The following is a 23,471-nucleotide window of genomic DNA, read 5'->3' as shown; positions in this document are numbered from 1 at the left end:
TAGCAGCCCGGCGGAATTAAGAAAGATGTTTTACGGATTCGCTCTTCCCCTGCGCGGCGGGCGATGCTCTAACTCTCTCATGCACATGGCCCGCAGCATCAGCCTCGTCACGGCGCTCGCCCTCACCCTCGCCTCTCCCGGCTTCGCGCAGGATGTCGATCCGTTCATCGGCACCGGCGGTGAAGGCCACACCTTCCCCGGCGCGGTCGCGCCGTTCGGTATGGTGCAATTGAGCCCCGACACCGACACCACCTGCCAAATCCGCGAATGCTACGGCCACGCCGCCGGCTATCGCTATGACGATCCGACGATCCAGGGCTTCTCCCACACTCATTTCTCCGGAGCGGGCCATTCGGACCTCGGCGACTTCCTGGTGATGCCGGTGAGCGGCGATGCCGTGCCGCTGGAGCCGGGCGACGCCGCCAAGCCGGGCTCAGGCTACCGCTCGCGATTCAGCCACCAGAACGAGGTCGCCGAGCCCGGCTATTACGCCGTGACCCTGACCGATCCCGACGTGCGGGCGGAGATGACCGCCGGCACCCGCGTCGGCGTGCATCGCTACACCTTTCCCGCCGGCAAAGCCGCGCATCTCGTGCTCGATCTCAGGACCTCGCTCTATAATTACCCTGGCAAGGTGCTGTGGTCGTCGCTGCGGCTGCATCCCGACGGCACAATCACCGGCACGCGCCAGACGCGCGGCTGGGCGCCCGACCGGCAGCTGTTCTTCGCGATGCGGCTGTCGGCGCCGCTCAAGGATCATGCCTTCGTCAACACCGAGAAGGATATCGCCTACAAGGGCTTCCAGGGCCCGGGCCGCGGCACCGACACGGTCGCCGAACGGACTGGCCGCGCGCTGGTGGGTCGGCTCGACCTCGGCCCGCTCGATAAGCCGCTGGAGGTGAAGGTCGCGATCTCCTCGGTCGACGAGGCGGGCGCGGTCGCCAACCTCGACGCGGAGCCCGGCGATTTCGACGCGGTCCGCGCGAAGACTGCCGCGGCCTGGAAGGACGCGCTCGACGCGCTCCAGATCGAGGCGGCGGCGCCGATGAAGACCGGCGTGATGACCGCCTTCTACCACACGCTGCTCGCCCCCTCGGTCGCAGGCGATGCCGACGGGCGCTGGCGCGGACCGGACAATGCCGTGCACAAGGCCGAGGGCTATACCTTCCGCTCGACCTTCTCTCTGTGGGATACCTTCCGCGCCGAGCATCCGTTACTGACGCTGGTGCAGCCCGAGAAGGTCAATTCGGAGATCGTCCGCTCGCTGATCGACAGCCAGCGGGTGAGCCCGGACGGCATCCTGCCGGTCTGGCAGTTCCAGGGACGCGAGACTTGGACGATGATCGGCTATCACGCGGTGCCGGTGATCGCCGACGCCTGGCTGAAGGGCATCCGAGGCTTCGACGGCGAGGCGGCGCTGAAGGCGATGGTCGCGAGCGCCACCTATGCGCCCTACGGCGGGCTCGGCGACTATATGAAGCTCGGCTACGTCCCCATCGACCGCGAGCCGGAAGCCGCCTCCAAGACCGTCGAATACGCCTATGACGACTGGACCATCGCCCGCATGGCCGCCGCGCTGGGCAAGCAGGACGTCGCCGCCGAGTTCCGCAAGCGCGCCGGCTATTGGCGCAACAGCTTCGATGCCAGGACCGGCTTCCTGCGCGCCCGCAAGGCCGACGGCAGCTTCCGCGTGCCATTCGATCCGACCGCAATCAACTACGGCTCCGACTATACCGAGGGCAATGCCTGGCAATACAGCTGGTTCGTGCCGCAGGACCAGGCGGCGCTGTTCAAGATCATGGGCGGCGACAAGGCCGCGGTCGCCAAGCTCGACGCCATGTTCGACTTCGACAATTCGAAGATCGACTACAGCCATGCCGAGGATATCGCCGGCCTGATCGGCCAGTACATCCACGGCAACGAGCCCAGTCACCACGTCGCCTATCTCTACAGCTATGCCGGAGCGCCGTGGCGGACGCAGGAGCGGCTCAAGCAGATCGTCGACGCGATGTACAAGCCGACGCCTGACGGCCTCTCCGGCAACGACGATCTCGGGCAGATGTCGGCGTGGCTGGTGTTCACCGCGCTCGGCTTCTATCCCGTGACCCCGGGCAGCCTCGAATATGTGATCGGAAGGCCCTTCGTGGACCGTGCGACGCTCAACCTGCCGAACGGCAAGCGCTTCACCGTCGTCGCCGACGGGCTCAGCGACGCCAACCGCTACGTCGGCGAGGTGCTGCTCGACGGCAAGCCGCTCGCGCGCGGCTATATCCGCCACCAGGAGATCATGGCCGGCGGCGAGCTGCGCTTCCGGATGAGCGCGACGCCCAACAAGAGCTGGGCAACCTCCCCCGCCGCCCGGCCCTATTCGATGTCGACGGAGCGCTGAGATGCGGGTGGCGGTGTTCGGGACCAAGCCCTACGACCGCCGCTTCCTCGATGCCGCCAATGCGGCGTTCGGGCATGACCTCATATATCTCGAGCCACGCCTCGACGCTTCGACGGTGCTGCTCGCGACAGGCTGCGAGGCGGTGTGCGTCTTCGTCAACGACCGCGCCGATGCCGCGGTGCTGGAGCGGCTCGCGGCTGAGGGCGTGCGGCTGGTCGCGCTGCGCTGCGCCGGGTTCAACAACGTCGACCTCGCCGCGGCCGAGCGCCTGGGCATCGCGGTGGTGCGCGTGCCCGCCTATTCGCCGCACGCGGTCGCCGAGTTCACCATTGGGCTGCTGCTCGCGCTTGACCGCCGCATCCACCGCGCCTGGGCGCGGGTGCGCGAGAACAACTTCGCGCTCGACGGGCTGATCGGCCGCAACCTCCACGGCCGCACCGTCGGCGTGGTCGGCACCGGCAAGATCGGCGCGCTGGTGGCGCGGACGCTGCGGCTCGGCTTCGACTGCGAGGTGCTGGCGTACGACATCGCGGAGGACGAAGCCCTCGTCGCCGCCGGCGTCCGCTACGTCGACTTGCCGACGCTGGGGGCGGAGGCGGAGATCATCACCCTCCACTGCCCCCTCACCCCCGCGACGCGCCACCTGATCGATGCCGACGCGATCGCCCGCGCGCGGCCGGGCGTGCTGATCGTCAACACCAGCCGCGGCGCTCTGATCGACACGGCCGCGCTGATCGAGGGCCTCAAGTCCCGCAGGATCGGCGGCGTCGCGCTCGACGTCTATGAGCAGGAGGGCGACCTGTTCTTCGAGGACCTCTCGAACGAGATCGTCGGCGACGATGTGTTCCAGCGCCTGCTGACCTTCCCCAATGTGCTGATCACCGGCCACCAGGCCTTCCTGACCGAGGAGGCCCTCGGCGCCATCGCGGAGACGACGCTGCAGAGCATCGCCGACGCGGAGGCGGGGCGGCCGCTCGCCAATCGCGTCGATACCGGGCTGGTGGCGAAGGGTTAGGTCGCGCCCCCCAACCGTCACCCCGGACTTGTTCCGGGGTCCACCGGGAGGCAAGGACACGGCAAGGGGTTTGAGTCCAGTCCGCAAGGCTTGGTGGACCCCGGCACAAGGCCGGGGTGACGAAGAAGGGGGGACAGACGGTTGACTGTCGCCCCTGTTGATCGGACGCTAGGCGCGAATATCCCCGCGCGAGGACGCATGAATTCGACGCTTGCCGATACCGCGGCGATCTCCACCAGCCCCGAAACCCCGGCGATCCCCCCCGGCATCGGCCGGCTGCTGCTCTACGGGCTGCTCGGATTCTCGGCCGGCCTGCCCTTCTACATGTTCTCGACGGTGCTGGTGCTGCGGCTCCAGGCGCATGGCGTGGCGCTGGTAGTGCTGGGATTCTTCGCCTGGGTACAGCTGCTGCCGACCTTCAAGTTCGTCTGGGCGCCGCTGCTCGACCGCTACGACATCCCCGGCTTCGGCCGCTTCTGGGGCAAGCGGCGCGGGTGGATCATGCTGGCGCAGCTCGGCATCTTCACCGCGATGGCGGCGATGGCGTTCACCGCATCGGACGCGAGCCTGGGCGTGACCGCCTTATTCGCGGTGCTGCTCGCCTTCTGGACGACGACGCTGGAGGTCGCCGCCGACGCCTGGCGCATCGAGCTGGCGCCCACCCAGGAGCAGCAGGGGCCGATCGCCGCCGCCAACCTGTGGGGCTATCGCACCGCGATGGTGGCGGCGGGCAGCGGCGCGCTGCTGATCGCCGACCAGCCCGGCTGGGGCTGGACCGGCGCCTATCTGGCGATCGCGCTGGCGGCGTTCCTGCCCTTCCCCATCCTCGCGGCGATGCGGCCCGATCCCGGTCACGGCGGCGGGCGACTGGCAGCGCTGGCGACCGGCCTCGGCGCCAGCGGGGCGATCCTCGTCACCGCCATGTTGGTGACCGCCGTAGTCGGCTGGGTGCTGCTGACAGCCGCGGCGGCGGCGGGGATCAGCGACAAGACCAACGTCACCCCCTACGTCCTCGTCGTCTGCATGGTCCCGTTCCTGATCATGGCCGCCGCCGTCCCCGCCATCCGCAAGGCGCCTCCCGAGGCGTGGTTCCGGCGCTCGGTCGCGGTCGGGCCCTATGTCGACTTCTTCCGGCGCTACGCCTTCGCCGCGCTGGTGCTGATGGCGTTCGTCTCTATCTATCGCATGGGCGACGTGCTCGCGCTCAACCTCAGCAAGCCGATGATCAAGGGCCTCGGCTATTCGCTGACCCAGATCGGCCGCGCCGACAGCCTGGTCGCACTGGTGGCGAGCATGGTCGGCGTCGGGCTCGGCGGCTGGATGGCGGCGCGCTGGCCGCAGGCGTGGAGCCTGGCGGTCGGCGCGGTCTTCGCCGCGATCGGCAACTTCGGCTTCGTCTGGCTCGCGCATCAGCCGACCGACGAGCTGTTGCTCTACGTCGCCACCGCCGCCGACCAGTTCGGCAACGGCATGGCGGGCGCGGTGTTCGTCGTCTACCTCTCGCTGCTAGTGAACCCGCGCTATCCGGGGGCACAATATGCCTTCCTGTCGGGCTTCGCCTTCCTGTTGCCGCGCCTGCTCGCGGGTGCCGGAGGCGCGATGGTCGAGCGGATCGGCTACGACAATTTCTTCCTGCTCTCGGGCCTGCTGAGCCTGGCGGCGATCGCCTTCCTGCCGGTGCTCGCGCGCATCCGGCCCCGCGCCGACGAGGAGCCCGCATGATCGAGCAAGCCTTCGCCCCCGCCGCCCGCTACATCGCCGAGGGCCGCATCCCCGGCGCAACGCTGGGCGTCGTCGCGGCCGACGGGCGGCGCTGCGTGACCTACGCCGGCAAGGCCGCGGTCGTGCCCGAGCCCGAGGACCTGACCGAGGACCATTGGTTCGACCTCGCCTCGGTCTCCAAGGTGATCGCGACCACGACGATGATCCTCAGCCTCGCCGACGAAGGACGGATCGACCTCGACCGCCCGCTCACCGACGCGATCCCAGACCTCCGCCAGTACGACGTCGCCAATGCCGCCGAGCGCAGGCTCACCTTCCGCGACTGCCTGGCGCATCGCACCTTTTTCCCCGCGGTCGAGCCGATCTACACCTATGGTGACGATCCAAAGCGGCTGCGCGCCTTCGTGTTGCAGCGCGAGTGGCGGCACGGGCCGCCGGTCTATTCCGACATCAACTTCATCCTGCTCGGCATCGCGATCGAGCGCATCACCGGCGCGCCGCTCTCCGCCTGGCCGCTCGGTCCCGGCGTCAGCTACGGTCCACCGCCCGGCCCCGCCGTCGCCACCGAGCGCTGCCCGTGGCGCGAACGCGTGCTGAAGGGCGAGGTCCACGACGAGAATTGTGCGGCGATGGGCGGCGAGACCGGCCATGCCGGGCTGTTCGGCACCGTCGCCGGCGTGCTCGACTTCGCGCAGGGGCTGCTCGACGGCAGCGGCGCGAGCCCGGCGATGCTGGAGGCGATCCGCACGCCCCAGTACGAGCACCGCACGTGCGGCTGGGAACGCAAGTTCGCCGGCTGGTCGGGCGGCCAGGCCTGCTCCGACGAGACGATCGGCCATACCGGCTTCACCGGCACCGGTCTGTGGGTGGATTTCGCACGCGGCATCGCCTGGACACTGCTCACCAACCGCGTCCATCCGACGCGGCATTTCGACAGCGGTATCTTCCAGCTGCGCCCGGCGACGGGGGATGCAGTGATCGCCGCGTTCGACCGGTTGTAAGCGGGGCGGCCCGCGAGCCGCCCCGGAAAAGCGCCTCAGATCGTGTTGGAGGCGGGTTTCGGCGTTTCGGCCGGCGCCACCGCCTGCCTCGGCGCCGGAACCCCGCCGCCGCAATCACCCGAGCTGTGCGAGACGACCTTCGGCGCCTGATTCGGCCCGTAGGAGGTCATCTCGAAGCTGCGGCTGCAGGTGCCGGAACCGGTGCTCGTCGACACGAACGAGTAGCTGTAGCTTCCCGCGGGAAGCTTGCCCGCCGCCATCCTCGTCATCGGGGCGCCGGCCTCCGCGCTGGCGGACAGCTGCGCCGCCTGGCGCAGCATCGCGTCCATCTGCCGGTCCATCGCCACCGCGATCCGATCGAATGCCGCGAAGGAGGCAAAGGGATCGCCGCCGAACCAGGCGACCGGCGCCGGCAGCGCGTGCACCGGCAGGACGACGACTTGAGGCGCGACATCGCCGCTGTAGCGGATCTGCTGTTGCGAGCCGTCGGGCAGGGTCAGATTGATCACATGCTCCCGCTCGGCCGCGATGGCGGCGCCCGCAAAGGCGAGCGTCCCAAGACCTGCGAGCAGGGCTTTCGAGATCAAGCGCATGAGGTTTCCTCCGCTCATAAGTGGAACAGGGAGCACGGATTCTCTTCGGCCAGCCTGAACGGCCGATGACCGAATCGCCCGGCCAGGCGTCTGTGAGACCTCGAATGCGACGAGCGGTGCGCTATCGCGCATAGGCATAGGGACCGATGACGGTGCCGACGAACCCGCCCGCCCGGTGCGTGCTGAGGAAGGTCGCGTCGAGACCAGCCTTGAGCGTCCGTCGCTCGCCTCCGATCGTATAGTCGAATGCGAGCGTCCCGCCGTTGGCATGGATCGTCAGCGTGATCGGCCGATCGACCGCCACGGGCGCCGAGGCGACGAGCGTATCCGTCTTGGCCTTGTCGCGCATATAGAGCGCGATCGCCGGCGCGCCGTCGAGGCGGGTGATGCCGAAGAACAGCCACGACTCGTCATTCTGCACTGCCGCCAACCCGGCGCGGTCGCCATCCTTGGCAGGCCGATAGCGCAAAATGGTCGAGACGGTGGCGATATGGTGTTGCTGCCGCCGTCCGATGAAGGCCGGCACGCCTTGCCGGTCGCCGAGCGCCGCGCCGCTGGCGAGCAGCAACGCGCCATCGTGGAGCCGGTAGAAGGGCTGTTTGGGCGTGCGGATGCTGACCCATTGCAGCGCCAGCCGCTTGCCGTCGAACTCGTCGACATAACCGAAGTCGCCGGCGGTCGGCAGCGGCGCGCGCGGCTGCGCCGGCAGCTTGGGCCGGGGCGCGGCAAAGGGAACCGGCCGGCCGTGCGGCAGGATGACCGGCCAGTCGTCCCGCCAGCTGACCGGCAACAGGAAGGTCTCGCGGCCGATATTGTACTCGTCCGGCCCATAGGGTCGCGTGCCGAGGAAGGTCGCCCACCACTCGCCGGCCTGAGTCTCGACGAACTTGGCGTGACCCGTGGAGGTGACCGGATCGGGCCGCGCCGGATCGAGGTCGCGCTGGGTGAGGATCGGATTGCCCGGAAAGGGCATGAACGGTCCGTGCACGCTTTCCGATCGGAACACCACCTCCGAGTGCTTGTCCTCGGTGCCGCCCTCGGCCGCGATCAGATAATAGTAGCGGCCGCGTTTGAAGAGGTGCGGCCCTTCGATCCAGATCGGCCGTTTGCTGATATCGACGCCGCCGTTAACGAGCTGCGTCCGCTCGCCGGTCATCCTGAGATTGCGCCAGTCGAACTCCTGCACCCAGATCGCGCGGTGACCCTCGTAGCGCGGCGGTTCGGCCGGCATGTCGTTGTTGACGATATAGGCCTTGTCCCCCTCCCAGAAGATCGACGGGTCGATCCCCCCGAACGGCAGCCACACCGGGTCCGACCACGGCCCGGCCGGATTCCGGGCGGTGATGATGAAATTGCCTTTGCAGCCGACGCAGGTGTTGACGATGTAGAACAGGCCGTCGTGGTAGGAGATGTCGGGCGCGAACGCCCCTTCCGACACCGCGCGTCCCGACAAATCGAGCTGCCCGGGCCGGTCGATCGCATTGGCGATCTGCGTCCAGTTCACCAGGTCCTTCGAATGGAACACGGGCAGGCCGGGGAAGTGGGCGAAGGACGAATTGACGAGGTAATAGTCGTCGCCGACCCGCGTCACCGACGGATCGGGATAATAGCCGGAGAGGATCGGGTTGCGATATTCGCCCGCCCGAAGCTGCACGCGCTCCTGCGAGCGACCCTCGTAGCTGAACCGCTCGAACCGGGCGGTCTGGGCTTCCGCCGCAGCGGCGGCGAGCATTGCCATCAGCACCGCGGCTCCGCCCGCCGTCCATCTGCGCCAAGCTGCGAACGGCCGCATTCCATTCTCCCACCTGTCATGACTACGGAGAGCCGACCGGCGGGTGCCTTGTCAATCGCCCGCCATCCGCAGCCGCCAGTTCATCGTATGGCCGGCGACGAGCAGCAGGCTTCCCGCCACGGTGAACCAGGTCTCGGCCCCTTCGGCCCGTTCGGGTAGCAGCGCGACGACGAGGCAGCCGACTCCCGCCAGCCCCAACAGCGCCGGCCGCAGCGCGCGGTGGCGCCGGTACCCCAGCCAGAAGGCCGCGACCGCAGAGGGAACGACCAGCGCGAGCGCGACATAGTGGAACACCTCCGACCGCGCGAACAGCCCGATGACCCCAGGGAGCAGGAGCAGCAGCAGCGGCAATGCAAGACAATGGACGAGGCAGAGCAGCGAGGCGGAGACCGCCGCTCCCTCGATGACGTTGGTGCGTCGTTCGGACGCGCTGCGCTCGATTTCCTCTGCGAACATGGATCGATCCAAATTCCTCTTGTGTAATGTTATATCATTCCATACCCGGGCAACCCTCTCGACCTCAAGAGCAAAAAAGGGATTTGCTGTGAAAATTCGAGTCATGCTCCGCTCCGCCGCATCGCTTGCGGCGATGCTGCCCTGCGCCGCGCAGGCGTCCAACCAGGCCGGCAGCACCGCGCCGTCCGATATCGTCGTCACCGCCTCCGCGCTCGATCAGAAGGCGGACGAGACCGCGACGCCGGTCATCACCCTGTCGGGCGACGCGCTGGTGCATCGCCGCCAGGCGACGCTGGGCGACACGCTCGCCGGCCAGCCGGGCATCAGCTTCGATAATTTCGGCGGCGGCGCGAGCCGGCCGGTGATCCGCGGCCAGACCGCGCCGCGGGTCCAGGCGCTGTCGGACGGCGCCAACGTCCAGGACGCCTCGGCGATCTCGCCCGACCATGCCGTCACCACCGAGCCGCTGCTGCTCACCGGCGTCGAGGTGCTGCGCGGTCCCGCCGCCCTGCTCTATGGCGGCGGCGCGATCGGCGGCGCGATCAACCTGCTCGACGAGAAGGTGCCGACCAGGCTTCCCGACGGCGGCATCTCCGGCGTGGCGGAAGGCCGCATCGGCACCGCCGACGACGAACGCTCGCTGGTGGGCGGGCTCACCGCCGGGATCGGCCCCTTCGCCTTCCATGCCGAGGGCGTCCACCGCAGTTCCGACGACTATCGCGTGCCGAAGGCGTTCGGTTCCTCGCGCGTCGCGGGCTCCTACAACGACACCTCGACGTTCAGCGTCGGCGGGTCGTGGATCGGCCCCGACGGCTATCTGGGCGTGGCCTATACCCGCCAGCGCAGCGAATACGGCCTGCCCGGCCACTCCCACGACTATGAGGACTGCCACCCGCATGGCACGCACCTCCATTGCGGCGGGCACGGCCATGACGACGACGATCATGACCATGATCACGGCGACGATCACGACCATGATCACGAGGGCGTGCCGTTCGTGAAGCTCCGCAGCGAGCGGTTCGACATCCGCAGCGACTATCGCAATCCACTGCCGGGCTTCGAGAAGGTCCGCTTCCGCATGTCGTTCACCGACTATGCGCACGACGAGATCGAAGGCGACGAGGTCGCCACCACCTTCCGGAACAAGGCCCGTGACCTCCGCTTCGAGCTGACGCACAAGCCGGTCGCGGGCCTGCGCGGCGTGTTCGGCGTCCAGCATTCGGAAAGCGACTTCAGCGCGCTCGGGGAGGAAGCCTTCCTCCCCGAAAGCGAGACGCGCAGCACCGCCCTGTTCCTGATGGAGACGCTGCAGGCAGGCCCCGTCCGCTTCGAGCTCGCCGGACGCCAGGAATGGCAGACGATCGAGACCTCGCTCAACCGCCGGGTCAGCCACAAGCCGCTCTCGATCTCGGGCGCGGCGGTCTGGGACATCGGCGGCGCCTATTCGCTGGCACTGTCGCTCGCCCGCTCGCAGCGCGCGCCCAACGTCCAGGAGCTCTACGCGCGCGGCATCCACCTCGCGACCAATACCTATGAGCTCGGCACCGCCACGCTCGGCAAGGAGACGGCCAGGTCGATCGACCTCACCTTCCGCAAGACCTCGGGCGCGACGACCTTCACCCTCGGCGGCTATCACCAGGACTTCGACAACTATATCTTCGCCGAGACGCTCGACCGCTACGAAGATTTCCGGCTGATCCGCTACACCGGCGCGGACGCGACCTTCACCGGCGTCGACGGCGAGATCCGGCACCAGTTCACGCCGGACTTCGGCGCCTCGCTCTTCGGTGACTATGTACGGGCGAAGCTCAGGCACGGCCTCGGCAACCTACCGCGCATCCCGGCGGGGCGCCTCGGCGGCCGCGCCGACGGCAAATGGGGCGCACTGTCGGCGGATGTCGAATACTACCATGTCTTCGAGCAGGGCCGCATCGCATCGTTCGAGACGCGGACCCCGGGCTACGACATGGTCAACGCGACGCTGTCCTATCGACTGGACCTGGCTCCCGGAAAGACCGCCGAGCTGTTCGTCCGCGGAACCAACCTCGCCAACGAGCTGGCGTTCAACCACGCCTCGTTCATCAAGGAAGCCTCGCCCCTGCGCGGTCGCAACTTCGTGTTCGGCCTGCGGACAGCGTTTTGATCCTTGCGTCGAGGTCAGCGGCCTAGTCCCCTCCCCCTTCGGGGAGGGGTGAAACGGTCTCGAGCGGGAAATTCCACGCCATTGCGCAAATTCGCGACATTTCTATTATTCCGGCGATGAATGAATCGATTCCGTCGGTTTCCACCTTCACCGACCCGTCGGTCGTCGCCCCGGTCGATCCGGACCACAATCCCACCCAGGCCGTCTACTATTGGCTGCTGCGCGATATCATCCGCGGGGTGTTCGAACCGCTGGAGCGGCTCAAGGTCGAGCAGATCGTCGCCTTCTACAAGATCGGCCACAGCCCCGTGCGGGAGGCGATCCTGCTGCTGTCGGCCACCGGTCTGGTAGTGCACGAGCATCAGAAGGGTCATCGCGTCGCCCCGGTCTCACTTGCCGAATATCGCGATCTGATCAGCGTCTACCGGCGCATCTATCGCCTGACGCTGGAGATGGCGCTCGAAAACGGCGACGACGCGTGGGAAGAGGCGGTCGTCGTCCAGCTTCACCGTTCGCTCAAGGTCCCGAAGCTGTTCGACAGCCCGGAGCATCGGGAAATGTGGCAGCGCGCATACGGCAACCTACACCACACGTTGCTGTCGGGATGCGGTTCGCCGCTGATGGTCCGGCTCTGGACCGACCTCGGTTTCCGCCTCGAGCGTTACACTCATCTTTTCGCCGATCGCGACGTCGACCTGAAACTCGACCACCACAGCATGCATCGCGAGATCGTCGACGCGCTCGTGCAGCGGGACGCGGCGCGGCTCGAACAGCTCGTCAGCGAGCTCTTCGCCATGGGGGAAGGCTTCCATAAGTCGATCGCCGCCGCGCTCGCCGCCAAGGAGAGCGGGCCGGCGGCAGCATCGCCAGCGGAGGGGGAGGCGCCGCGCAAGCGCGGCCGTCCCCGCAAGATCGCGGCTCAATAGCGGCTCAATAGCGGCTCAATAGGCGAAGCTGAGCGTGGCGAGCACGCTGCGCGGGGCGGCGTAGAAGGCCTGGCCCCACATCAGGCTGGCGAGATATTTGTGGTCGGTGACGTTGCGGACGTTCACCGTGGCGCGCACGTGACCGAGCAGGCGGATGCCCGCCATCAGGTCGACCAGCGCATAGTCCTTCTGCTTCAGAATGACGTCGCCGGTGACGATGCCGGCGCCCTGCACGCCGGAATCGGCATAGCTGATCGCATTCTGCCAGCGCATCTGGGCACCGAGCTTCAGGTCCCTCAGCTCCGGTACAGCATAGGTGGTCGCGAGCTTGAAGGTCTGCGTCGGCAGCCAGGTCCGCGCGGGATCGCCGTTCTCGTCCTCGATATCGAGATAAGTGTAGCCGCCGCTCAGCGTCCAGCGATCGGTGACGCGGCCGGCGATCTCGATCTCGAAACCCTTCGACGTGGTATCGACGCCGACATAATAGCTTTGGCCGATCTTGCCGGGACCGTCCGGATCGTCGAACACGCCGGCGAAGGACGCGAGCCCCTTCTGCTTCGCACGGAACACCGCGGCGGTGGCGTAGAGCCGCTTGTCGAACCACTCGCTCTTGATGCCCGCCTCGATGCTGCTGCCCTTGGCCGGATCGAGCTTGCGGTTGTCGACGTCGACCTCGATCTGCGGATTGTAGATGTCGGTATAGCTCGCATAGAGCGAGACATTGGGCGTGAGGTCGAGGACGGCGCCCAGATAAGGGCTGACCGCGCTATTCTTGCGCGACTGGTCGACGTCGTAGGAGACGCCGGTCGTCTTGAGCCACATCGCGCTGGCGCCGACCACCGCCTTCAGATTATCGGCCAGGTTGAGATGCGCGGCGCCATAGATGCGGGTCAGCCGGTCGCTGTAGTCGGCGGCGAGATAGGGTTCAGGAAAGATAGGCTCCGCCACCTGGAGGCGGCCCCAGTCCTGCACGGCCGGGAAGACAATCGGATCGACCGGCTTCGCCTCCCATTCGAGCGCGTCGGACCGCGCCGTCGACACCCCGAAGGCGAGCTTGTGCTCCCGGCCGAACAGCGTGACCGGCCCCGACGCATAGAAATCGCCGAGATAGCGGTCATAGGTGGACGGATAGATGCCCGCCGACCCGACGACGCCCAGCCCCGTCGCGCGATTGGGATAGCTGTAGCCGTACAGCAGCGCCGCATTCTCCTCGAAGCGCTTGTAGGTGAAGATCCCCTTCGCCGACCAGCCGCCGGCGAACTGATAGCCGAGCTCCGCAAAGGCGGTCTGGTCGGTCACGTCCCAATAGGTCCAGTCGGCCGACGTCGAGGCCGACCTTGGATAATCGACCCGCGTCCCATCCGAATAAGTGAGCGGCAGCGCGCCCCACAGCACGCCATCGGCGTCGTTGTCCTGCCGCGTATAGCCGACGGTCGCGGTGAGCCGCGGCGTCACGTCCCATGAAACGATCGCACCATAGACGTTGCGGTCGACGCGGTTGAAGTCGAGATACGAATCCTTGTCCTCGTGCGCGAAGATCAGCCGCGCTTTCAGCGTGCCGGCATCGTTCAGTGGCCCCGAAACATCTGCCTCGACGCGCTTCCGGTCCCACGAGCCGAGCATCGCCGACGCGCTCGCCTGGAAGGTATCGGTCGGGCGCTTGCGGACATAGTTGATGGTGGCGGACGGATTTCCCACCCCGGTCATGATCGCGTTGGCGCCACGGATCGCCTCCACCCGTTCGAACAGCGCGGTATCGAGGTCCCCGAACTGGATGCCCCAGATCAGCGGCAGGCCGATGCCGTCGACCTGGAAGTTGGTGACGTCGAACCCGCGCGCATTGAAATAGGTGCGATCGGTCTCGACGCGTTCGACGTTGATGCCGACCGTCTGGTCCAACAGGTCGTTGACGTTGGTCAGCGCGAAATCCGCGATGCGCTGGCGGTCGACGACGGTGACCGATTGCGGCGTCTCCCTGAGCGACAGCGACAGGCCGGTGGCTGAACTGCTCTGCGCCTGCACCGTACCGGTAACGATGATGTCGGTCTTGGCCTGATCGTCTCCATCCTCCGCCGGGTCGGCGGCCGAGGCGTGGGCCGCGGCAGGCATGAGCAGCGTCGAAGCCAGGAGGATGGAACCGAACCACTGCCGCATCTGCGCAAATCCCTCACTCGATCCACGGCATCCACACCGCGGATGTGTCGCTAGGGGATTGCTCTAATGCAAGTCAATATCATTATCATTAGACGGGTGAAACTGATACGCCTTTCTCCTCTCCCGCTGAGAGGGGGATAGTGAGCACCCCCAACAAATCGCTTCCCTAATAGGATTTGCTCTGCTTGACGCAGGCGGATGCCGCAGCGCGGCCGCGGAGATAAGTGGGCCAAAGTGAACGAATGAACCGCGACTCCCTTCACTTTGACGCCGCGGCCGAGCCGTACCTGGAGCCGCAATCGCGCGACCTCGTGGCGCTGGCCGAGCGCGGCCGCAGCCGACACCTGATCCCGCGGGCGGGTCGGGACTTCTCGTCTAACGACTATCTAGCGCTCGCCTCCTCCCCTGCCCTCGCCGCCGCCGCCATCGAGGCGCTGGAGCGCGGCGTACCGCTCGGTTCGGGCGGATCGCGGCTATTGCGCGGCAACCATCCCGAGCATGAGGCGCTGGAGGAAGAAGCGGCCCGCTTCTTCGGCACCGAGGCGGCGCTGTTCTTCTCGAGCGGCTATGCCGCCAACGCCGCGCTGCTGGCGACGCTGCCGCAGCGCGGCGATCTCGTCGTTCACGACGCTCTGGTCCACGCCAGCGCCCATGAGGGAATGCGCCTCGGCCGTGCCGAGGTTCGCACCGCCGCGCACAACGACGTCGACGCTTTCGCCGACACGATCGCCGCCTGGCGGCGCGCCGGCGGCACCGGTCGCGTGTGGATCGCGGTCGAGAGTCTCTACAGCATGGATGGTGACCGCGCCCCACTCGATGCGCTCGCCGAACTGGCCGGCATGCACGAGGCGATGCTGCTGATCGACGAGGCGCACGCCACCGGCGTGTTCGGCCCCGGCGGACGCGGCCTCGCGGCGCACTTCGACGGACGGGACAACGTCATCACGCTGCGCACCTGCGGCAAAGCGCTCGGTTGCGAGGGCGCGCTGCTGTGCGGGCCCCGGATCATGCGCGACTTCCTGATCAACCGGGGACGCGCCTTCATCTTCTCGACTGCCCCCTCGCCGCTGATCGCGGCCACGGTCCGCGCGGCATTGCGCCTGCTCGTCGCCGAGCCTGAGCGCCGCGAGCGGCTGCACGCGCTGATCGCCCAAGCCCATGACCTGCTGGTGCCGCTCGGTGCGATCGGCAGCGGCTCGCAGATCCTGCCGGTCATCCTCGGCGACGACACTCGCGCGATGCAGGTCGCGGCCGCGGTGCAGGCGGCGGGCTTCGACGTGCGCGGCATCCGTCCGCCGACCGTCCCGGCCGGCACCGCGCGGCTGCGCGTCTCGCTGACGCTCAACGTGACGAGCGAGGATGTGACCGCCCTCGCCGCCGCGCTCGCCGAGGCGCTGCGATGAGCTCCGCGATCGTCGTCACCGGCACCGACACCGACGTCGGCAAGACCGTGTTCGCCGCCGCACTCGCCGGCGCGCTGGGCGCCGCCTATTGGAAGCCGGTGCAGGCCGGGCTCGACGGCGACAGCGATGCAGAGCGGGTGGCGGCCCTCTCCGGGCTACCGCCGGAGCGCATCCTCCCCGAAGCCTATCGCCTCGCCACCCCGTGCTCGCCGCACCGCGCAGCCGAGATCGACGGCATCGAGATCGATCCGGCCCGCCTCGACCCGCCCGATCGTCCACTCGTGATCGAAGGCGCCGGCGGCGTGCTGGTTCCGGTCACCCGCAGTCTGCTCTACGCCGACCTGTTCGCGCGCTGGGCATTGCCGACGGTGCTGGTCGCCCGCACCGTGCTCGGCACGATCAACCACAGCCTGCTCTCGTTGGAGGTGCTGCGGGCACGCCGGGTACCGGTGCTCGGTATCGCTTTCATCGGCGAGGCGAACGAGGATAGCGAGGCGACGATCGCCGCGATCGGCAAGGTGCGCCGCCTCGGCCGCCTGCCCCTCCTCAACCCGCTCGATCGCGTGTCCCTTGCCCACGCTTTCACCGCCAATTTCAACCTCGCTGACTTTGCGGCATGAGCTCGCCCGTCTGGCACCCCTTCACTCAGCACGGCCTCGGCGAGCCGATCCCGCTGGTCGAGCGCACCGAAGGCGCCGCGCTCTATACCCGCGACAGGCGGCGGGTGATCGACGCCATCTCCTCTTGGTGGGTGACGACGCACGGCCATAGCCACCCACGCATCATGGCGGCGATCGCCGAGCAGGCGGGGAAGCTCGACCAGCTCATCTTCGCCGGCTGGACGCACGAGCCGGCCGAGACGCTGGCGCGCGGCCTCACCGCGATCATGCCGGCCGAGCTCCGCCACGTCTTCTTCTCCGACAGCGGCTCGACCAGCGTCGAGGTGGCGCTCAAGATGACGCTCGGCTTCTGGGCCAACACCGGCCGGCCGCGCCATCGCATCGTTGTGATGGAGCACAGCTACCACGGCGACACGATCGGCACGATGTCGGTCGGCGCGCGCGGCGTGTTCAACCAGCCATACCAGCCATTGCTGTTCGACGTCGCCACCGTTCCCTTCCCCGAGCCCGGCCGCGAGCAGGCGACGCTCGACGCGCTGGAGGCGCATTGCCGCGAGCGGCCCGCCGCCTTCATCGTCGAGCCGCTGATCCTCGGCGCGGGCGGGATGAAGACCTATCCCCCCGCCCTCCTCGCCGAGATGCGCGCGATCTGCGCGCGGCACGAGGTGCTGTTCATCGCCGACGAGGTGATGACCGGCTGGGGCCGCACCGGCACATTGCTCGCCTGCGAGCAGGCCGGCGTGGTGCCGGACATCCTGTGCCTGTCAAAGGGCCTCACCGGCGGCGCGCTGCCGCTGGCGGTGACGATGGCCACTGCGCCGATCTTCGAGGCGCACCGCTCGACCGACCGCGCGCGGATGTTCTTCCATTCCTCCAGCTACACCGCCAACCCGATCGCCTGCGCCGCCGCCAACGCCAACCTCGCGATCTGGCGCGAGGAGCCGGTGCTGGGGCGCGTCGCCGGCCTGGGCGAGCGCCAGCAGGCACGGCTCGACCGCCTCGCCGATCATCCGCTGGTGCGGAACCCGCGCCATCTCGGCACCATCGCCGCGTTCGAGATCGCGGACCGGACCGGCAACTACCTTTCGGAGATCGCCCCGCGCCTGCTGGCCTTCGCCCGCGAGCGCGACGTGCTGCTGCGCCCGCTCGGCAATACGCTCTACGTGATGCCGCCCTATTGCATCGACGATGCTGACCTCGACGCCATCTATTCGGTGGCGGAGGAGTTCCTTGCCTCCACACTCTAACCGTCACCCCGGCGAAGGCCGGGGTCCACCAAGCGGCAAGCTGAGCGTTCGAGCTTCTTGTCCAGTACATGCGGCACGGTGGACCCCCGCCTTCGCCGGGGTGACGGGACGGGCTAAGCCGCCTCCCGCGTGAAGCGGAAGCGGTCGCGGATGCGGCGGTTGAAGAAGCCGCCCTTGGACGTGGCGCGCCGCATCGCCTCCACCACCGCCGGCGGCACCTCGTGATAGCTGTAGCGCCGCCCGCTCACGAACTCGATGTCGAGCCGGTGCGCGGCGGCATCATAGTCGAAGTGGCGGATCACGCTCGACGGCATGTGCAAAAAACGCGCGCGAAGGCGCTGTGTTTCGGCACCCTCCCGCCGCTCGCGAGTTGGAATTGTTCGGCAGCCGGACAGCGTCACTCTTCATGGTCTCCCTGCTCCCCCAACTCGATGTCACCGAAACCGAGCGCGAGCGCGGGCTGCGCCTGATGATCGGCGAGGCGGGCTTCTCCGGCGGCACTGCCGCGCTCACCACCGGCGTCATCCTCACTGCCTTCGCGCTCCATCTCGGCGCGTCCAATGCGATGGTCGGCCTGCTCGCCAGCGCTCCCTTCCTCGCCCAGCTGCTCCAGCTCCCCGCGATCCTGCTCATCGAGCGCACCCGCCAGCGCAAGCGCATCGCCGTGCTGTCGAGCATCGTCGGCCGGTCGATGCTGGCGGTGATGGCAGTCATCGCCTTCTTCTCCGGCACCGGCGCGCTGCTCGCCTTCCTCATAGCGCAGATCGTCGTCTGCGGATTGGGCGCGATCGGCGGCTGCGCCTGGAACGCCTGGATCCGCGATCTCGCCCCCGAGCGGCAGCTCGGCAACGTGTCCGCACGGCGCACCATCTGGACGACCTCGATCAGCCTGGCGCTGGGCCTCGCTGCCGCCGCGGCGCTCCGCTTGACGCCCGACCACTCGCTGGCGCGCGACGCCGCCTTCGCCGCGATGTTCGCGATCGGGTGCATCACCGGCCTGATCAGCGCTCGCATCGTCGCGGCGATGCCCGAGCCGCAGATGGCGCCGCTGCCGGGCAGGCTGTCGCTGATCGAGCTGCTCGGCCGGCCGCTGCGCGACGCCAATTTCAGCCGCCTGCTGCGATTCATGGCGAGCTGGCAGTTCGCCGCCAACTTCGCCACGCCCTTCTTCACCGTCTTCATCGTCCGTCGGCTCGGCTTCGACGTCAGCTTCGTGCTGATCCTCAACATGATCAGCCAGGTCGCCAACCTGGTCGCGCTGCGCACCTGGGGCGCGCTCAGCGACCGGTTCGCCAACAAGTCGGTGCTGGCGGTGTGCGCCCCCACCTATATCCTGGCGATCGCGGCGATGGTCGGCGCGTCGCAGTTCGCCGACGAGCGGCTGGTCACGGCCTGGCTGGTGATGCTCCATATCGTCATGGGCACGTCGATCGCCGGGGTCACGCTCGCCACCACCAACATCGCGCTCAAGCTCTCGCCGAAGGGCGAGGCGACCGCCTATGTCGCCGTCAACGCGATGGTGACCGCCGTCGCCGCGGGCCTCGCGCCGATCCTCGGCGGCCTGCTCGCCGACGTCTTCGCCGCGCGCGAGCTCGAGCTGATGGTGCGCTGGACGAGCCCCTATCGTCAGGTCGTGATCCCGTTCGTGCTCAGCCATTGGGACTTCTATTTCCTGCTCGCTGGGCTGATCGGCCTCTATGCCGTCCACCGCCTGTCACTGGTCCGCGAGCAAGGGGAGATCGAACGGCACGAGATGGTCGCCGAGGTGCTGAACGCCACCCGCCGTAGCGTCCGCAACATCTCCAGCGTCGCGGGCTTGCGCGGTGCGACCGACCTCCCGGCGTCGTTGATCCGCGAGGCCCGGCTGCGCCTGCGTTTCCTGCGGCGCCACGCCCGCGAAAAATCGCGCCGCCAGCCCCTCCGTTCAGCGTCGGTCAACCTTTGATTTGCGAGGGGAACCAGGCCGTTCGGACTGGGACCTATCGCGGTTTCGGAACGTTTCGACGCTTGCACGGCCGGTCATGTTCTGTCTTAGTCGGCCGTCTGGAGGATAAGATGAACCAGACTCCTACTCGTCGCCGCGGCAAGGTGATCGCCGCGGTCCTTGCCAGTGCTGCCCTGCTCGCCTCCTGCGCGACCGCGACGACCTACCATCCTGCAACCGGCAGCGGCTTTTCCCGCACCGGCTTCAGCGATGTCCAGATCGAGCCCAACCGCTTCCGTGTGAGCTTCGCCGGCAACAGCTACACTTCGCGCGAGACGGTCGAGCGCTACCTGCTCTACCGCGCCGCCGAGCTGACGCTCGATCAGGGCTACGACTATTTCATCGTCTCCGATCGCGATACCGACAAGCAGACCCGCACCTATGCGACGCCGAGCTACGGCGGCTGGGCGGGCTTCGGCTATTGGGGCCCGCGTTGGCGCTATTACGGCCGCGGCTTCGGCTGGCGTTCGTGGGATCCGTGGTGGGGTGATCCCTTCTGGGACCGCACGATCGACGTGAACACGGTCGAGCGCTACGACGCGGCCGCGGAGATCGTGCTGGGCCGCGGGCCCAAGCCTGCGGACGTCCACGCCTTCGACGCTCATGCGGTGATGGAGCGGCTCGGTCCGACCATCAAGTTCCCCGAACAGCGCCGCTGATCGGGGCGAGCAGCACTAAAATGAAGGGCCGGGGAGAACCCCCGGCCCTTTTTTTCTCGATCCTCCCCGGCACGGGGAGGGGGACCAGCCGAAGGCTGGTGGAGGGGGAGCGCGGCAGACGATCCACTCGCGGCGAGCCCCCTCCACCACCGCCTTCGGCGGCGGTCCCCCTCCCCGTGCCGGGGAGGATTTAACTTATAGCGCTCCGTGGCAGTGCTTGTACTTGCGCCCCGACCCGCACGGGCACGGCGCGTTGCGGCTCACCACGCCCTTCCAGCTCTCCGGGTCCTCGCCCAGCAGCGTCTCGCCCTGCGGCTGCGGGATCGCGAGCGGCGGCAGGGTCGCCGCGATCAGCCCGGCGCTGCCCGCATCCCAGTCGGCCGAATTGTCCTCGCCGGTGAAAGGATCGAGGTGGCTGGTGATGAAGTCCGGCAGCTCGGGCAGGTCGGGCGGCGGCTGCAGGCGGAACTGGGCGTGCGCCAGCGTGCGGGTCACGTCCTCGCGGATGTTGCCGAGCATCCGCTCGAACATCGCGAAGGCTTCCTGCTTGTATTCGTTGATCGGCGTCTTCTGCGCATAGGCGCGCAGGTGCACCACCTGCCGCAGCGCGTCGAGCATCGCGAGATGCTCCTTCCAGTGGTGGTCGAGATGCTGGAGCAGGATCGACTTCTCCACCCCGATCCAGGTCTGCTCGTCGAGCTCGGCCGCTTTCGCGTTGACGTGCGCGTCGGCCTGCTCGCGGATGCGCTCCTCGATCATCTCGGGATCGACCGCATCCTCCTTCAGCCAATCGTCGACCGGCACCTCGATGCCGAGCGTATCGCGCACCTGCTCCTTCAGCCCCTCGACGTTCCACTGCTCGGGGTAGCTGCCGACCGGGCAGGCCTCGCCGACGATCGCGTTGACCGTCTCGGCGCGCATGTCGACGACCACATCGTCGACCGTCTCCGCGTCCATGATGTCGGCGCGCTGCTCGTAGATCACCTTGCGCTGGTCGTTCATCACGTCGTCGTATTCGACGACCTGCTTGCGAATGTCGTAGTTGCGCGCCTCGACCTTCTTCTGCGCGGTCTCGATCGCCTTGGTCAGCCACTTGGAGCCGATCGCCTCGCCCTCGGCCATGTTCGAGCGCATCATCCGCGCGAACAGCGTGTCGGGGCCGAAGATGCGCAGCAGATCGTCGTCGAGGCTCAGGTAGAAGCGGCTGAGCCCCGGATCGCCCTGACGGCCCGAGCGGCCGCGCAGCTGGTTGTCGATGCGGCGGCTCTCGTGGCGCTCGGTGCCGAGCACGAACAGACCGCCCGCCGCCAGCACCTTCTGCTTCTCCTCGGCCACCTCGGCCTTGATCCGCTCGATCGCGGCGTCGCGCTCCGGTCCCTCGGGCATCTCGGCGAGCTCGTCGTTGATGCGGAACTCGACGTTGCCGCCCAGCTGGATGTCGGTGCCGCGGCCGGCCATGTTGGTCGACACGGTGACGGCGCCCAGCCGGCCCGCCTGTGCCACGATATGCGCCTCGCTCTCGTGGAAGCGGGCGTTCAGCACCTCGTGCTTCACATTCTCCTGGCGGAGGAACTCGCTGAGCAGCTCGGACTTCTCGATCGAGACGGTGCCGACCAGCACCGGCTGGCCTTTTTCAGCATGTTCCCGGATCTTCTTCGCAATCGCTTTGAACTTGTCCTGCGTGTCCTTGTAGAACTCGTCGTCCTCGTCGATGCGCTGGACCGGCACGTTGGTGGGGATGGTCACCACGTTCATCTTGTAGATGTCGTAGAACTCCGCCGCCTCGGTCGCCGCGGTGCCGGTCATGCCGCTGAGCTTCGGGTACATACGGAAATAATTCTGGAAGGTGATCGAGGCGAGCGTCTGGTTCTCGGGCTCGATGTTGACCCCTTCCTTGGCCTCCACCGCCTGGTGCAAGCCGTCCGACCAGCGCCGGCCGTCCATCATGCGGCCGGTGAACTCGTCGATGATGATGACCTTGCCGTCCTTGACGATATAGTCGGTGTCGCGCTTGAACATCATGTTCGCGCGCAGCGCCTGGTTGAGGTGGTGGACCACCTGCGTGTTCTCGAAATCGTAGAGGTTGGCGCCCTGCAGCAGCCCGGCGGCCTCGAGCATGCGCTCGGCCTTCTCGGTGCCGTCCTCGGTGAGGATGATCGATTTCTGCTTCTCGTCCTTCTCGTAATCGTCGGACGTGAGCTGCTTCACGATCGCGTCGACCGAGATGTAGAGCTCGGACTTGTCGTCCGTGGGCCCCGAAATGATCAGCGGCGTGCGTGCCTCGTCGATCAGGATCGAGTCCACCTCGTCGACGATCGCGAAGTTGAAGGGCCGCTGCACCATCGCCTCGCGGTCGTACTTCATGTTGTCGCGCAGGTAATCGAAGCCGAACTCGTTGTTCGTGCCGTAGGTGATGTCGGAGTGGTATGCCTCGCGCCGCTCATGGTCGCTGAGGTTGGGCACGATCACGCCGACGCTGAGCCCCAGGAACCGGTAGATCTGCCCCATCCACTCGGCGTCGCGGCGGGCGAGATAGTCGTTGACGGTGACGACGTGCACGCCGGTCGCCGGCAGCGCGTTGAGGTAGGTCGCGAGCGTCGCGACCAGCGTCTTGCCCTCGCCGGTGCGCATCTCGGCGATCTCGCCGCGGTGGAGCACGATGCCGCCGATCATCTGCACGTCGAAGTGGCGCATGCCGAGCACGCGCACACCCGCTTCGCGCACAGTAGCGAAGGCCTCGGGCAGGATGGCGTCGAGCTTTTCGCCATTCTCCAGCCGCTCGCGGAAGCGTGCGGTCTGCTGGGCGAGCTCCTCGTCCGACATCGCCTGCATCGCAGGCTCGAAGCCGTTGATCTTGTCGACGATGCCGCGAAGCGACTTGACATAACGGTCGTTGGACGACCCGAACAGGGACTTGGCAATACCGCCGAGCATGAGCGTAAACCTTTGAAATATGGAGCGCTGCCCCGCTAAGGGCGCGCCAGGATCAAGCCGATTGGGAAAGCCGGCGCCGAAGCGCCCGCCCGGAGCTATTCGCGCCGACGCTCCGGCACGAGACGGCTGAAGGAAACCAGCGGCCGCTCGGTCAGCACCAGCACTGCCGGCGTGACATAGCCGTCGGGTCGCGGCGCCACGATGCGGTTCGTCGCCAGTGCATAGGCCCGCACCGCCGCAGCGCGCATGCCGCCGATCGCGACACCTGCGACCTGCGAGGCCACCACAATCTCCGGTGCGCGCACGACTACGGTCCGGACGGTGCCGGTGATGCCGCAGATCAGCGCGCTCAGGAGAAGGAACAGTTCCGTCATCTCAAGTCAGCGCGACATAATGACGCTCCGCCCCATCGTCCACCATTTCGTCGATCGCG

18 protein-coding genes are annotated in these 23,471 nt (G+C 67.7%); 11 read left to right on the top strand and 7 right to left on the bottom strand.

All coding sequences use genetic code 11. The annotated features are described in order from the left end of the window. The first annotated feature begins 79 nt into the window (after positions 1–79). From AC2YHA_RS02425 to AC2YHA_RS02410, 4 genes are all read left to right on the top strand, one after another. Positions 80–2,389 carry a GH92 family glycosyl hydrolase gene (locus AC2YHA_RS02425; protein WP_487400234.1) on the top strand — a complete coding sequence of 770 codons (2,310 nt, stop codon included), beginning with the start codon at positions 80–82 and terminating at the stop codon, positions 2,387–2,389. A 1-nt stretch (position 2,390) separates the two neighbouring features. Further along, a complete protein-coding gene (locus AC2YHA_RS02420; protein WP_487400233.1) occupies positions 2,391–3,404 on the top strand; it encodes a 2-hydroxyacid dehydrogenase in 1,014 nt (337 codons plus the stop codon). A gap of 198 nt (positions 3,405–3,602) precedes the next feature. Then, a complete protein-coding gene (locus AC2YHA_RS02415; RefSeq protein WP_487400232.1) occupies positions 3,603–5,126 on the top strand; it encodes an MFS transporter in 1,524 nt (507 codons plus the stop codon). Next, entirely contained in the window at positions 5,123–6,127 is a 1,005-nt protein-coding gene (locus AC2YHA_RS02410; protein ID WP_487400231.1) for a serine hydrolase domain-containing protein, read from the top strand. The genes AC2YHA_RS02415 and AC2YHA_RS02410 overlap by 4 nt, the downstream gene beginning before the upstream one ends. 35 nt (positions 6,128–6,162) lie before the next feature. Here AC2YHA_RS02410 and AC2YHA_RS02405 read toward each other — a convergent pair whose 3' ends face one another. From AC2YHA_RS02405 to AC2YHA_RS02395, 3 genes are all read right to left on the bottom strand, one after another. Then, a complete protein-coding gene (locus AC2YHA_RS02405) occupies positions 6,163–6,720 on the bottom strand; it encodes a hypothetical protein (RefSeq protein WP_487400230.1) in 558 nt (185 codons plus the stop codon). 121 nt (positions 6,721–6,841) lie between these two features. Further along, a complete protein-coding gene (locus tag AC2YHA_RS02400; RefSeq protein ID WP_487400229.1) occupies positions 6,842–8,512 on the bottom strand; it encodes a glycoside hydrolase family 43 protein in 1,671 nt (556 codons plus the stop codon). A gap of 51 nt (positions 8,513–8,563) precedes the next feature. Continuing rightward, positions 8,564–8,968, bottom strand: a complete 405-nt coding sequence (locus tag AC2YHA_RS02395; protein ID WP_233783051.1) for a MerC domain-containing protein — start codon at positions 8,966–8,968, stop codon at positions 8,564–8,566. 88 nt (positions 8,969–9,056) lie between these two features. Here AC2YHA_RS02395 and AC2YHA_RS02390 point away from each other — a divergent pair, with 88 nt between their 5' ends. Together AC2YHA_RS02390 and AC2YHA_RS02385 are read left to right on the top strand one after the other, a co-directional pair. After that, entirely contained in the window at positions 9,057–11,111 is a 2,055-nt protein-coding gene (locus tag AC2YHA_RS02390; RefSeq protein WP_487400228.1) for a TonB-dependent receptor domain-containing protein, read from the top strand. A gap of 116 nt (positions 11,112–11,227) precedes the next feature. Further along, the gene (locus AC2YHA_RS02385) at positions 11,228–12,037 is read left to right on the top strand and encodes a GntR family transcriptional regulator (RefSeq protein ID WP_487400227.1); all 810 of its coding nucleotides are present in this window, start codon (positions 11,228–11,230) and stop codon (positions 12,035–12,037) included. A gap of 15 nt (positions 12,038–12,052) precedes the next feature. Here the strand turns inward: AC2YHA_RS02385 and AC2YHA_RS02380 are convergent, their stop codons facing one another. Then, positions 12,053–14,191, bottom strand: a complete 2,139-nt coding sequence (locus tag AC2YHA_RS02380) for a TonB-dependent siderophore receptor (RefSeq protein ID WP_487400226.1) — start codon at positions 14,189–14,191, stop codon at positions 12,053–12,055. A 242-nt stretch (positions 14,192–14,433) separates the two neighbouring features. On the opposite strand from AC2YHA_RS02380, the gene AC2YHA_RS02375 reads away from it, so the two are divergent. Genes AC2YHA_RS02375 through AC2YHA_RS02365 form a run of 3 tightly spaced genes read left to right on the top strand, consistent with a single transcriptional unit; the run spans position 14,434 to position 17,461 of the window. Next, positions 14,434–15,594, top strand: a complete 1,161-nt coding sequence (locus tag AC2YHA_RS02375) for an 8-amino-7-oxononanoate synthase (RefSeq protein WP_487400225.1) — start codon at positions 14,434–14,436, stop codon at positions 15,592–15,594. After that, positions 15,591–16,214 carry a dethiobiotin synthase gene (gene bioD / locus AC2YHA_RS02370; RefSeq protein ID WP_487400224.1) on the top strand — a complete coding sequence of 208 codons (624 nt, stop codon included), beginning with the start codon at positions 15,591–15,593 and terminating at the stop codon, positions 16,212–16,214. Before AC2YHA_RS02375 ends, bioD begins: the two co-directional genes overlap by 4 nt. After that, a complete protein-coding gene (locus AC2YHA_RS02365; protein WP_487400223.1) occupies positions 16,211–17,461 on the top strand; it encodes an adenosylmethionine--8-amino-7-oxononanoate transaminase in 1,251 nt (416 codons plus the stop codon). Before bioD ends, AC2YHA_RS02365 begins: the two co-directional genes overlap by 4 nt. A 113-nt stretch (positions 17,462–17,574) precedes the next feature. Here AC2YHA_RS02365 and AC2YHA_RS02360 read toward each other — a convergent pair whose 3' ends face one another. Then, a complete protein-coding gene (locus AC2YHA_RS02360; protein WP_233783058.1) occupies positions 17,575–17,763 on the bottom strand; it encodes a KTSC domain-containing protein in 189 nt (62 codons plus the stop codon). Positions 17,764–17,867: 104 nt separating this feature from the next. On the opposite strand from AC2YHA_RS02360, the gene AC2YHA_RS02355 reads away from it, so the two are divergent. Beyond that, positions 17,868–19,406 (top strand): MFS transporter, encoded by a 1,539-nt coding sequence (locus tag AC2YHA_RS02355; protein ID WP_487400222.1) that lies wholly within the window; start codon positions 17,868–17,870, stop codon positions 19,404–19,406. A 110-nt stretch (positions 19,407–19,516) separates the two neighbouring features. Beyond that, positions 19,517–20,104 carry a DUF5320 domain-containing protein gene (locus tag AC2YHA_RS02350; protein ID WP_233783060.1) on the top strand — a complete coding sequence of 196 codons (588 nt, stop codon included), beginning with the start codon at positions 19,517–19,519 and terminating at the stop codon, positions 20,102–20,104. A 195-nt stretch (positions 20,105–20,299) separates the two neighbouring features. Here AC2YHA_RS02350 and secA read toward each other — a convergent pair whose 3' ends face one another. Together secA and AC2YHA_RS02340 are read right to left on the bottom strand one after the other, a co-directional pair. Further along, positions 20,300–23,038, bottom strand: a complete 2,739-nt coding sequence (gene secA / locus AC2YHA_RS02345) for a preprotein translocase subunit SecA (protein ID WP_233783061.1) — start codon at positions 23,036–23,038, stop codon at positions 20,300–20,302. Positions 23,039–23,133: 95 nt separating this feature from the next. Next, positions 23,134–23,412, bottom strand: a complete 279-nt coding sequence (locus AC2YHA_RS02340) for a hypothetical protein (protein ID WP_487400221.1) — start codon at positions 23,410–23,412, stop codon at positions 23,134–23,136. Positions 23,413–23,471: the final 59 nt, after the last annotated feature.

The sequence above is a fragment of the Sphingomonas sp. SRI_018 genome (genome assembly GCF_057586275.1).
The sequence above is the reverse complement of the archived record's forward strand: the minus strand, read 5'-3'. Positions and strand labels throughout refer to the sequence as shown.

What these genes read in the sequence shown, in the direction of transcription:
- AC2YHA_RS02380 (WP_487400226.1), bottom strand. Translation starts at nt 14,191, where the DNA reads ATGCGGCAGTGGTTCGGTTCCATCCTCCTGGCTTCGACGCTGCTCATG.
- AC2YHA_RS02405 (WP_487400230.1), bottom strand. Translation starts at nt 6,720, where the DNA reads ATGCGCTTGATCTCGAAAGCCCTGCTCGCAGGTCTTGGGACGCTCGCC.
- AC2YHA_RS02355 (WP_487400222.1), top strand. Translation starts at nt 17,868, where the DNA reads ATGGTCTCCCTGCTCCCCCAACTCGATGTCACCGAAACCGAGCGCGAG.
- AC2YHA_RS02415 (WP_487400232.1), top strand. Translation starts at nt 3,603, where the DNA reads ATGAATTCGACGCTTGCCGATACCGCGGCGATCTCCACCAGCCCCGAA.
- AC2YHA_RS02395 (WP_233783051.1), bottom strand. Translation starts at nt 8,968, where the DNA reads ATGTTCGCAGAGGAAATCGAGCGCAGCGCGTCCGAACGACGCACCAAC.
- AC2YHA_RS02420 (WP_487400233.1), top strand. Translation starts at nt 2,391, where the DNA reads ATGCGGGTGGCGGTGTTCGGGACCAAGCCCTACGACCGCCGCTTCCTC.
- AC2YHA_RS02350 (WP_233783060.1), top strand. Translation starts at nt 19,517, where the DNA reads ATGAACCAGACTCCTACTCGTCGCCGCGGCAAGGTGATCGCCGCGGTC.
- AC2YHA_RS02385 (WP_487400227.1), top strand. Translation starts at nt 11,228, where the DNA reads ATGAATGAATCGATTCCGTCGGTTTCCACCTTCACCGACCCGTCGGTC.
- bioD (WP_487400224.1), top strand. Translation starts at nt 15,591, where the DNA reads ATGAGCTCCGCGATCGTCGTCACCGGCACCGACACCGACGTCGGCAAG.
- secA (WP_233783061.1), bottom strand. Translation starts at nt 23,038, where the DNA reads ATGCTCGGCGGTATTGCCAAGTCCCTGTTCGGGTCGTCCAACGACCGT.
- AC2YHA_RS02400 (WP_487400229.1), bottom strand. Translation starts at nt 8,512, where the DNA reads ATGCGGCCGTTCGCAGCTTGGCGCAGATGGACGGCGGGCGGAGCCGCG.
- AC2YHA_RS02425 (WP_487400234.1), top strand. Translation starts at nt 80, where the DNA reads ATGCACATGGCCCGCAGCATCAGCCTCGTCACGGCGCTCGCCCTCACC.
- AC2YHA_RS02410 (WP_487400231.1), top strand. Translation starts at nt 5,123, where the DNA reads ATGATCGAGCAAGCCTTCGCCCCCGCCGCCCGCTACATCGCCGAGGGC.
- AC2YHA_RS02340 (WP_487400221.1), bottom strand. Translation starts at nt 23,412, where the DNA reads ATGACGGAACTGTTCCTTCTCCTGAGCGCGCTGATCTGCGGCATCACC.
- AC2YHA_RS02375 (WP_487400225.1), top strand. Translation starts at nt 14,434, where the DNA reads ATGAACCGCGACTCCCTTCACTTTGACGCCGCGGCCGAGCCGTACCTG.
- AC2YHA_RS02365 (WP_487400223.1), top strand. Translation starts at nt 16,211, where the DNA reads ATGAGCTCGCCCGTCTGGCACCCCTTCACTCAGCACGGCCTCGGCGAG.